Here is a 10516-nt window from a genome sequence, read left to right as displayed (position 1 = left end):
TCGCTTGGCATCCGCGTAGTCGCTGCTCCCCTCATTCCCATCGGACGCATTCATCGCCATATCGCGCGGGTCCAGATAGCCTTCGAATGCGGATTCTGCAAAAGGACCTGCCAGACACGCAACTATCACTTGGATCGCTTCATCGCGTTGGAAATGTCGATCCATATCGTTCTCGAAAATCGGCTTTCGCTCCGAGGTGAATCCTTGCGCTGAATAGAAAACCGTGCCTTCGACAAAACCACCGCACTCTCCGTCACCGGCGTCGGGGTAAATACTAACACTTGAGAAAGCAGGGAGTTCACGGTCGTCGTCGAACATCTGACGGTGCAAAACGATGGCGGCCACCGCGTGCCCGGCTTCGTGATGCGCCACAGACGGGAGAAGATATTGGGAGGCTACATTCATGCGGTGCGGCTCTCAGGTCTAGTTTCCATCCAAGCCCTGATATCGGATTCAAGCCATGCGACTCGGCCGGGGGAGATGCGACGCCGCTTAGGGAACAGGCCTGCCTTCAGAGTCGCGCGGTCGCGCTCGAACTGCGTTCCACTGAAGTGCTTCAGGGTCTTTGCCGACTGGCCGGCGGCCCAGGCAAGTGCCCGCTCGCCTTCCACATCTTCAAGCCAAAGATAGAGATCGTCGTCGGGAGCATCCAGCGTTGGACGGACATCAAATGCGTTCATGTCCGGACAGCCTTCAGAAAGAAGGGATAGAGGCTTCCGTTTGATCGGGAACGCTTAGTGTTGGTAGCGGCGCCCACATGTTCGAAAAGCGTGATCATTGATGAGTTCTTCCAGTCGGTGCGGCATCGCAGTGCTTTTGCGCATAGGACCGCAATTGTCGTGCCAACTGGGAAAATCGTTTCGGAACAACGCGATCGCTCTGGCAGCGTTGTGTCAGATGTCCGACATCGTCGAGAATCCGACAACGAGTGCTCCTCCTAATCACCGGATCAACCTCCGGCGCCAGTCGGTGACACCGCATTCCTCTGTCTTTCCAGGAGACGGCGTGGACATCAATGCCGTTCCTCACCGAACCCGCCTCCTAGCCCTTCGCCCATACGTCACGGCCGCCCCCCGGTTTGGCTTCAACCTGAAGGATTACGGCGTCCTCTTCGCAGAGAAGATCGGGTTGTTCGTGGCGCGCGCAGCGGAGCCCAAGGAGCTTTTCTGGGTTGCGGATACTGGCATGTCGATATTACGACCGTGTGTCCTTCGACAAGCTTGGTGGCTTCTTCAACCAGAATCTCGCCGCGGAAATCGAATCGTTATCTGCGCCGCAAAGTGCGGCCGGTGAGCGGCGTGGCCCTGCGTTCCAGTTGGCCACGGTCCTCGCTGGGACGAGCAAGTAAATGGCTTGCGCAGCAACGGTGCGATCACACCTGGAGCACGGCGTCATCAGGAAAGCGCCATCCTTGTGCGCCCACGACACCCTGGTCGCCATCGGCCGCATCGCGGGGGGGCACTGTGGGCGATAACCATTCATTGATCTGGGCGATTGAGGGTTCTGCCGGGGCGCTATTGCTGCTCGGTAGGGCTGCGGGCTGGCGAGTCTACCAAGGCGAGCAACGACAGGCGAGACGGCAGACATTACGTGACGGAACTTGATATTGCAGTGCAGCAAGCGTAGAGCACCGCGCGCTTATCGGAGTGTCGTCCATGGCCCTTACCAATGCTGGTAACGAGGCAGAACCTGTCGAACAATCGAGCCATTCTGAGGTCGAGCAGCACAGCACCAAGGCGCTGATGTTGGGCGCACTAGGTGTCGTTTATGGCGATATAGGCACCAGCCCGATCTATGCATTTCGCGAGGCGTTGCATGCATCAGCGGGTGGCAACGTCGCCAGCCGTGGCGACATCCTCGGCGTACTCTCGCTGATCATCTGGTCCCTGACGATCACCGTGACGATCAAATACATCATGTTCGTGCTCCGCGCCGACAATCGAGGCGAGGGCGGAGTGCTGTCGCTTATGGCGCTGGCGCGCAACAGTTTCCCGACCCGCTCTGCGGTGATCCTCGGCATCGGCATCGGCATCGTCGGCGCGGCGCTTTTTTTTGGCGACGCCGTCATTACGCCGGCAATCTCGGTACTGTCGGCGGTCGAAGGTTTGAATGTCGTCACGCCGACGTTCCAGCCCTATGTGGTGCCGCTGACACTGGCCATCCTGGCGATCGTGTTTGCGGTACAGCGGTTTGGCGCTGGCGGCGTAGGATTGGTGTTCGGACCCGTTACCGCGCTGTGGTTCCTGGCCATCGGCCTTTCCGGGCTCAACCACATCATGGACGACCCGGAAATCCTGCTGGCAATCAGCCCGCATTACATCGTGTCGTTCCTGGTCAACTCGCCTGACGTCGCCTTCGTTACGGTTGGTGCAGTCTTCCTAGCCGTCACCGGAGCCGAGGCGCTCTACGCCGAGCTCGGCCATTTCGGCCGCAAGCCGATCGTGCTCGCCTGGCTGGCGATCGTGTTCCCTTGTCTGTTGCTCAATTATGTCGGGCAAGGCGCCTTCGTGCTGGCAAATGGCGGCGTTGTCGGTCATCCGTTCTTCGAGATGAACCAGGGCTGGACGCTTATTCCGATGGTCGTGCTTGCCACGGCGGCGACCGTGATCGCCTGCCAGGCGGTGATCTCCGGCGCCTTTTCGCTGACCAGGCAAGCGGTACAGCTCAACATGCTGCCGCGTTTCGTCATCCAGCACACGTCGGAAAAACAGTCGGGCCAGATCTATCTGCCGCGCATCAACCTGATGCTGGCGCTGGTGGTGATGCTGCTGGTGGTCGGCTTCGGCGAATCCAGCCGGCTGGCCTCGGCCTACGGTATTTCGGTGACCGGCAATATGCTGGTGACTAACATACTGCTTTTTGTTGTGATGACGCGCATCTGGAAATGGCCGCTCGGCGTCGCGATAGCCTTAATGGCGGTGTTCGTCTTCATCGATACCGGCTTCTTTGCAGCTAACATCGTCAAGGTATTCGAAGGCGGCTGGGCCTCGCTTGCCATTGCCGCAGTGATCGTGATGACCATGTGGACTTGGATAAGAGGCAGCAGGTATCTATTTGACAAGACGCGCAGGAACCAGATTCCGCTCGATTTCCTTGCGGGCAATCTGTTCAAGAAGAAACCGCAGCTGGTGTCCGGTACGGCCGTGTTCCTGACCAGCGATCCCGCCAGTGCGCCGACCGCGTTGATGCACAGCCTGAAGCACTACAAGGCGCTGCACGAACAGAACGTCATCCTCTCTGTGGTGACGGCGCAGCAGCCCGTGGTGCCCGACAGCGAGCGGATCAAGATGGAAACGATCAATGAGCTGTTCATGCGGGTGACACTGACCTTCGGCTACATGGAACAGCCTAACATCCCGCGTGCGCTGGCGATCTGCCGCAAGCAGGGTTGGAAGTTCGACATCATGACGACGTCCTTCTTCCTGTCGCGTCGCTCGCTCAAGGCGTCACCCAACTCCGGCATGCCGGTGTGGCAGGACAAGCTGTTCATCGGCTTGGCGCGCACGGCCGCCGACGCGACGGAGTATTTCCAGATCCCGACCGGACGTGTGGTCGAGATCGGAACGCAAGTGGCCGTTTAGATATGCCCGGTTAAGCAGAATCAATTGGCATTTCGCGAGCCGGTGAATGCCTGACCGGGCGGAGGCCACGATGCTTGCGCCAAACTGGGGTCCGGTTCCAGGCCTGAAGCTTCCGGCCCCGAAAGCCGTCCTTTACGCCTGCGATCATTTCCGTTCCGCATTGTCTTGCCGACCCACCAGTCGAGATGCGCTGAAACGACCTCGCCGGGCAGCAACTTATCATTTGAACCTAATCGATGTGCCGCAAGTCCGACCTTCATTCTTCAGTTCACCGGCTAGCGTTGCCAAAATCGGCGTGCCGCCTAACCGGCGCCGCACCGTGACCTGTCAGGATGCTATGCAGGCGCGAGGCAGAAGCTGGCTCGAGGCCGCCGGCCTGGTGCTGGTCCGGCAGCGGCCGGGCTCGGCCAAAGGCTTCATGTTCCTCTGGAGGATGAGACGGGTGCGGCAAACGTCGTCGTCTGGGTCAAGATCTCTCGAGAAATTCCGGCGCGTGCTTCTTGCTTCGGCCATGCTCGGCGTCCGCGGACGCATCCGACGGAAGAGGAGGTGGTGCACCTCGTCGCCCACGAGCTGACCGATCTGTCGGCCGGGCTGGCCAGCGTGGGAAACCGCAAGACGCCGTTTCCGTTGCCGCACGGCCGAGGGACGAGGCTCATCACGGCGGATCGGGCATCGATCCGCGCGGCATGCCGAAGGGGCGCGACATCGTCGATGCAGTATGACCATATCGACCCTATCAAGTTCAAGACGCGTAACTTCCGGTAGCGCTTCCGGAGGCCACTTCAGCAGCATGTTGTGCACACTTTTGTCGGACCCTGTTAACTGCCGATTGGCAGCAGGTCACCCCGTGCCGGATCCCAAATGTCGTCGCTCTCAAGCGCAACGACTGCCCGCACCCTTTTTAAGTCAGCGAGCACCTCCACCGCCGGACGCCGCCCCGTATCCTGAGCCGCGGCGTAACGGGTGTATTTGTGACTGTCCGGCTCAAACCACTTCAACGATTCCAAAGTAGCCATGGCATCGCCCTTGCGGCTGCGCGTGATGCGAATGATCGTGATCCCATCCTCAGCGCTCGCGTCGAATGGAGACACGCTGCCAACGCTTCATCTGCTCTACCCCATCTTTGTTCCAAGGCGGTCGGATCATCTCAATGAGCCCTGCCTCGGGGTGGCCAAAGCATGCATATTTATCGTTCGGCCCCGCATCGAATTATCATCTGCGATGTGGGACTCGATCTTGGGTTGGCGACGGCTTAGCTCCGGGAGTAGACGTCGGACCACTGATAAGTGCCGGACCTTCTCCACAATTTCTCGGCGGACTCATCGTGAACGCTCGATTGGACGTAAATGCGGTTCGCGGAAACGCAGGTCTGGCCGGCATTGCGGAACTTCGCCTGGACCGCACCGTCAACAGCACCGTCAATGTCGGCATCATCGAAGATGATGAAAGGTGCATTGCCGCCGGTTTCAAGGCTGACCTTCTTGATCTGGTCAGAGCACTGACGCATCAGCAGCCGTCCGGCCTCGTTCGAACCGGTAAAGCTGATCTTTTGAATCTTGAAATTGGTGCAGAGTTCACGGCCCACGCGATCACCTTCGGACGCATAGATCCAGGTTGACCACGCCATCGGGAAAGCCGGCCTGATGGCGAGAGCAAACATTGCACCTAGCCACGCCACGATAAGATCGAGCGCGGCTTCGTTGCGTGCGGGTCTGTGGTCAGTGGAGGGCGGAGGAAAAGCGCTCGGCGTGCTCGCCCTCGCGATACCACTGGTTCGCGCCGGCAAGCGCCAGTTTCTGAGGCAAATCGCCGAACAGCTGGTAGAGCCTTACTCTCAGGGCTTGGCATCTATGTCGCCTACGACCGCCACATGCAGCCCGTCGCGTGCGAAAGCGGCTTTGTGGAAGGCGCTTAGATCGGAGGGCGTTACGCTAGTCAGGCTCCCTTGGGCGGTCTCGAATACGGATGCGTGCCGTAGATTCCGCGCCGCCAGGCCAGCTCGGCGATCGCATGAGGTTCGCGCTCATTGGCAATGATTTCGGAGAGAAGCTGGGCGCGTATGCGGTCGAAAAGTGCTGGTGTAGCCGGCTGCGGGTCCCGCCACCGAGAATGTCGGCCAGCAGTCGAGCGCCGCGGCCTCGCACCAGGGACCGCCCATGAATGACTCATGCGAGGCGTCTCAAGGCTGTCCGCGATCCAGCGCCAGATCTCCGCCTCGCCCGAGGGGCGCAGAGCTGGCCGGTTGTGCAGGAGCCGTAGGCAATATCCGCCTTCCTCGTTCGGATGGGTAACGCTTGCGATACGGAGTCTTGACTTTGGCAGTCGCTCTGTGACATTACCTATATAAAGTTCGAAAGAAGGCGATATGGATCATGCATAGGTCACAGAGACCCGAATGAAGGCAACGTATAAACGCACCTATTCGCGCTACGCGATGGAAGCGCTTGGCCTTTTCGGTAAGACCATCCGGCTTGGCCGGATGCAGCACCGGTTAACCGCACAGGAGTTAGCCGAGAGAATCGGTGTTTCACGCAGCACCCTGCAGCGCATCGAGAAGGGCGATCCCAAAGTCGAAATCGGACTGATGTTCGAAGCTGCTGCCATTGTCGGTGTGAAGCTGTTCGATGCCGACGGCAAGGGCATCACAGCCCTCACAGGCCGCATGGACGATCGCATCGCGCTGCTGCCGAAGCACGTCTACAAGGCCAGCAAGCAGATCGTCGATGAGTTCTAAGGTCCCCAAGTACGACGAAGCCTATGTCTGGGTCTGGCTGCCGGGCGAGACCGCGCCGGTTGTCGCCGGGCGGCTATATGCCCATGACGGACTCGTCAGCTTCAACTATGGCAGGAGCTTTCGTGAACTGGGCAGCGCGATCCCGCTTTATCTCCCGGAACTGCCCCTGAAGGCAGGCGAATTGCCTTTGCTTCCTGGCCTAACCATGCCGGGATGCATCCGCGATGCTGCCCCTGATGCCTGGGGACGACGGGTTATCCTAAACCGCAAATTCGGTGTGAAGGGCGATGAAATCGCGCGGCTCGATATTTCAGAACTGACGTTCTTGCTGGAATCAGGCTCGGACCGCATCGGCGCGCTCGATTTTCAGTTTTCGCCCACGCATTACGAGCCGCGCGCACTGGCCAATGCCACTCTCGAAGAGCTTGTCCAATCGGCGGAGCGGGTAGAGAAAGGTATTCCGCTCACCCCCGAATTAGATCAGGCGCTGCATCACGGCAGCTCGATCGGCGGCGCAAGGCCAAAGGCGCTGATCGAGGATGACGCCGTCAAGCATGTCGCGAAATTTTCCTCGTCTGCCGACCTTTACAGCGTCGTCAAAGGAGAATTCATAGCCATGCGGCTTGCCGCCTTGTGCGGCATCAGAGCGGCATCCGTCTCGCTCGTTCGCGCCGCAGGCAACGACGTGTTGCTCGTCGAGCGATTCGACCGGATCAAGGTCACGGGCGGCTGGCAACGCAAATCCATGGTCTCAGCGCTGACGATGCTCGCGCTCGATGAGATGATGGCGCGTTACGCCAGCTACCAGGATTTGGCGGAGATCATTCGCCACCGATTCACCGCGCCGTCGGAAACTCTGCGCGAGTTGTTCAGCCGCATTGTCTTCAACATACTTTGCGGCAACACCGACGATCATGCCCGCAACCATGCGGCATTCTGGGACGGGGCTAAGCTCACCCTCACGCCTGCGTACGATATTTGTCCGCAGGCCCGCAGTGGCCAGGAGGCCAGCCAGGCCATGCTCATCAGCGGCAATAACCGCATGAGCCGGATAGCGTCCTGCCTTGAAGCGGCGCATCACTTCCTGCTCAGCGCGCCGGAAGCTCTTGCGATTGTTGAAGGCCAGCTCCGATGCATTGCGGAGAATTGGCCGCGTGTCAGCGAGGAAGCTACGCTATCCGGCATAGATCGCAATCTGTTCTGGGGCCGACAGTTCCTCAATCCCTACGCTTTTACGGCGCTGGAAGGAAGCGCCGACGTTCTCCGCGCTCTGGCTGACGAACTACGCAACAGTGTTCACGCCTGATCCGGCGCTGGATTTCGGACAAGCTCGGCAAGCGCAAGACGCCACAATATGGACAACCCTTGCCGTGCCAGGACGAAGATTGAACAAACGGCTCTTCAACAGTGACAACGTGCACTGCGGAGAGATGTTGAGCTGACACCGCAAAAGCCCAAGACGCGCGACTTCCCGCGATACAACTCCACATAACTGAGCGTCTACAAGCGGTGCAGCCAGCCAAACATCCAGCCATCAAAGCGATGATCGTCTGATCTTTTGCCGATGACATCACGTCGGGGAAGACTTGTTCGAGCGCTTGCCGCTTCATATCGATACCGGCCTGGGCGTAGCGCATCGTTAGTTCAGCCCGAGTGGCCTGGCCATCGACTGATGGTGGCGATGTCAACACCCGCCTTGACGAGGTGGATGGCCGTCGTGTCCCGCAAAGGGCGATGATGGATGCTCTTTTCCGCCATGGTGGTTCCTTCGCCCGCAGCCATGTGTGCGCAGCAAGTATCGAACACCGAACCGGGTGAGCAGTGTGGGGCGGTCGTTGCTTTGCTCGGCGGGACAGGGCGATACCAGACGAAGGTCACAATCGAAGATTCAGGATCCCTGAACTCGTGCATCCGTATTGAACATCAGCGAAAACAGAGCGTAATCCCGCTGTCCAGAAGGCGTGCGGCGGTCGATACGCGCCAGGACGCTCTTGATTTCCGGGCTCATCGAGATATTCGACAGGTGCCACCCACGCGCCCTCTTGAAGGGAAGTGTCACCACCAGTTGCAGCGTATCCTAATATTCGGGGTGCTCCGAAATCAGGAACCGCGCAAAGGCATGCATCGCCGCCAGCCTTGCATTGCGGGTCGCAACTGCCACGCTCGACCTCAAGTGATGTGAGAAAGCTGCCCATCCTCTCGGTATTGATGTCGGAGACCGCTTCTTTCAAGAATATCTTCCCGCTCTCCCGCGGCATGAGCCCGTGGCATGCTTCGGCCCAATGCTGTGGATTGATGTTTCTTCATGCAACAACCTCGCTGACGAGACCGCCGAAAGCCCCTTCAAAGCGGTCGGTGGCGATCTCTCGCAGCTTTGGAAGGTAGTGCATTGATTTTTCGTGGAATGGGGACCCTGTTTAAAGGGTGATTTTCGTCCAAACGGGACCCCTTAACGATGGGGTCATCAAGATGCCTCCGGCTTGATCGGAGGCATTTGTGTTTTGGATGTTGGTTTTAGAGACGATTGCAAAGATACGTCGGCTGTCGCTGGTCCAGGGGAAGTCGATCAAAGCGATCTGCCGTGAGCTGAAGATGTCGCGCAAGGTGGTGCGCAAGGTCCTGCGTTCTGAGGAGACGCAGTTCCGCTACGAGCGCAAGCACCAGCCCTATCCCCGCATGGGAGCTCGGCGTGAGACGCGGGACCGGCTGCTGTCGGCGAATGCGGCCAAGCCGCAGCGGGAGCGGCTGCCGGTCGCTTCGACGGCTTCCATTGCATTCCCCCGTCGGTGTCGAAGACCTGCACGGTGCGCTTCGACAACAACAAATACTCGGTGCTGTCGAGTGCCGTCGGTCGGCCCATCGAGATCCATGCTTATGTCGATCGGATCGCATCCGCCAGAGGATGGCGTGGTCGTGGGAGAACACGTTCGCTCTTTTGGCCGCAACGAGGTCGTCTACGATCCCTGGCACACGGCGCGCGCCGTTCCTTGGCTGGGTCGTGCGGTCGGCAATGGAGAAGGTGCGGCGCAGCTCAAGGCGGTTGATGACGTCGACCGGCAGATGGTGTTGATCCTCACCTGGGTGCTGACCGACGGATTGAGCGCGGTCGAGGCCGCCTGTCAGGAAGCCATCGAGCACGGTGCATCGTCGGCGCCGGTGATCCTCAACATCCTGGCCCGCAGCCGCGATCCGGCGCCGGGCACGATCCTTTCCATTCCCCAAGCGCTGAAGCTAGTCACGAGCGGTCGCCGACTGCACCCGCTATGACAGTCTCAGGAGGACAAACAGCCATGGAACGCACCGAGGTACTGGAACTGATGGGAGCGCTGAAGCTCTACGGAATGCGCAGAGCCTATGACGAGATCATGGGCGCGTCGCCATCAAGCGACGGCACGAGCCGCCCAGGATTGTCGGTGATCTCTTGCAGGCCGAGATATCGGAGAAGCAGGCCCGCTCCATCAAATACCAGTTCGCTGTCGCCAAGTTGCCGCTGGCCAAGGACATCGACGACTTCCACTTCGCCGACACGCCGGTCACCCCCTGATGCGCGATCTCGCCCGGCCGCGCCTTCGTCGCCGATCAGCGCAACATCGTCCTGGTCGGCCGCCTTCACGGGTCACCCAACTCGCGCGGAAGGTCGACCGCATTGCGACGGGCGCGTGTCGACTTCCCAACAATGTCAGACAGGAGACGCAACGCTATCGGAGCGATCGCATTGCCCGAAACGATTTTCCCAGTTGGCACGACAATTGCGGTCCTATGCGCAAAAGCAAACTAGACCTGAGAGCCGCACCGCATGAATGTAGCCTCCCAATATCTGCCGCTTGTGGTGCATCACGAAGCCGGGCACGCGGTGGCCGCCATCGTTTTGCACCGTCAGACGTTCGACGACGACCGTGAACTCCCTGCTTTCTCAAGTGTTAGTATTTACCCCGACGTCGGTGACGGAGAGTGCGGTGGTGTTGTCGAAGGCGCGGGTTTTTATTCAACGCAAGGATTCACCTCGAAGCGAAAGCCGATTTTCGAGGACGATATGGATCGATGTTTGGAACGCGATGATGCGATCCGGGAGATAGTTGCGTGTCTGGCAGGTCCTTTTGCAGAATCCGCATTCGAAGGCTATCTGGACCCGCGCGATATGGCGATGAATGCGTCCGATGGGAATGAGGGGAGCAGCGACTACGCGGATGCCAAGCGA

The 10516-nt window shown here is 59.5% G+C and carries 7 protein-coding genes and 4 pseudogenes; 7 read left to right on the top strand and 4 right to left on the bottom strand.

Translation table 11 applies throughout. From position 1 onward, the window contains the following. Together EOA28_RS12390 and EOA28_RS40895 are read right to left on the bottom strand one after the other, a co-directional pair. Positions 1–345, bottom strand: a 345-nt coding sequence (locus tag EOA28_RS12390) for a hypothetical protein (RefSeq protein WP_210214938.1), incomplete at its 3' end; no start/stop codon positions are given. A 56-nt stretch (positions 346–401) separates the two neighbouring features. Then, on the bottom strand, positions 402–680 hold the full coding sequence (locus EOA28_RS40895) for an AlpA family phage regulatory protein (protein ID WP_127309512.1): 279 nt from the start codon (positions 678–680) through the stop codon (positions 402–404). A 975-nt stretch (positions 681–1655) separates the two neighbouring features. Between EOA28_RS40895 and EOA28_RS12380 the strand changes: the two genes are divergently transcribed. Together EOA28_RS12380 and EOA28_RS12375 are read left to right on the top strand one after the other, a co-directional pair. Beyond that, positions 1656–3581: a potassium transporter Kup gene (locus tag EOA28_RS12380; RefSeq protein ID WP_128314922.1), complete on the top strand. Its 1926-nt coding sequence runs from the start codon at positions 1656–1658 to the stop codon at positions 3579–3581. Positions 3582–3885: 304 nt separating this feature from the next. Next, positions 3886–4349 (top strand): annotated as a pseudogene (locus tag EOA28_RS12375) (OB-fold nucleic acid binding domain-containing protein); the annotation flags it as partial. A 53-nt stretch (positions 4350–4402) separates the two neighbouring features. Here the strand turns inward: EOA28_RS12375 and EOA28_RS12370 are convergent. Further along, positions 4403–4675: a hypothetical protein gene (locus tag EOA28_RS12370; RefSeq protein WP_128314921.1), complete on the bottom strand. Its 273-nt coding sequence runs from the start codon at positions 4673–4675 to the stop codon at positions 4403–4405. 215 nt (positions 4676–4890) lie between these two features. After that, positions 4891–5367, bottom strand: a pseudogene (locus tag EOA28_RS12365) (aldehyde dehydrogenase family protein); the annotation flags it as partial. Positions 5368–5979: 612 nt separating this feature from the next. Here EOA28_RS12365 and EOA28_RS12355 point away from each other — a divergent pair. The 5 genes and pseudogenes from EOA28_RS12355 to EOA28_RS12335 all read left to right on the top strand — a co-directional run. Continuing rightward, positions 5980–6318, top strand: a complete 339-nt coding sequence (locus tag EOA28_RS12355; protein ID WP_236383572.1) for a helix-turn-helix transcriptional regulator — start codon at positions 5980–5982, stop codon at positions 6316–6318. After that, complete coding sequence (locus EOA28_RS12350) at positions 6308–7624, top strand: HipA domain-containing protein (protein WP_127206482.1); 1317 nt, start codon at positions 6308–6310, stop codon at positions 7622–7624. The genes EOA28_RS12355 and EOA28_RS12350 overlap by 11 nt, the downstream gene beginning before the upstream one ends. A 1199-nt stretch (positions 7625–8823) precedes the next feature. Then, a pseudogene (locus EOA28_RS12345) lies at positions 8824–9676 on the top strand (hypothetical protein). Beyond that, positions 9609–9922: pseudogene (locus tag EOA28_RS40165) on the top strand (ATP-binding protein); the annotation flags it as partial. The pseudogenes EOA28_RS12345 and EOA28_RS40165, both read left to right, overlap by 68 nt. A gap of 192 nt (positions 9923–10114) precedes the next feature. Further along, a partial coding sequence (locus tag EOA28_RS12335; protein WP_148670699.1) for a hypothetical protein occupies positions 10115–10516 on the top strand: 402 nt, incomplete at its 3' end.

Origin of the sequence: Mesorhizobium sp. M2A.F.Ca.ET.067.02.1.1 (assembly GCF_004023285.1) — a bacterium.
GTDB lineage: Bacteria > Pseudomonadota > Alphaproteobacteria > Rhizobiales > Rhizobiaceae > Mesorhizobium.
The sequence above is the reverse complement of the archived record's forward strand: the minus strand, read 5'-3'. Positions and strand labels throughout refer to the sequence as shown.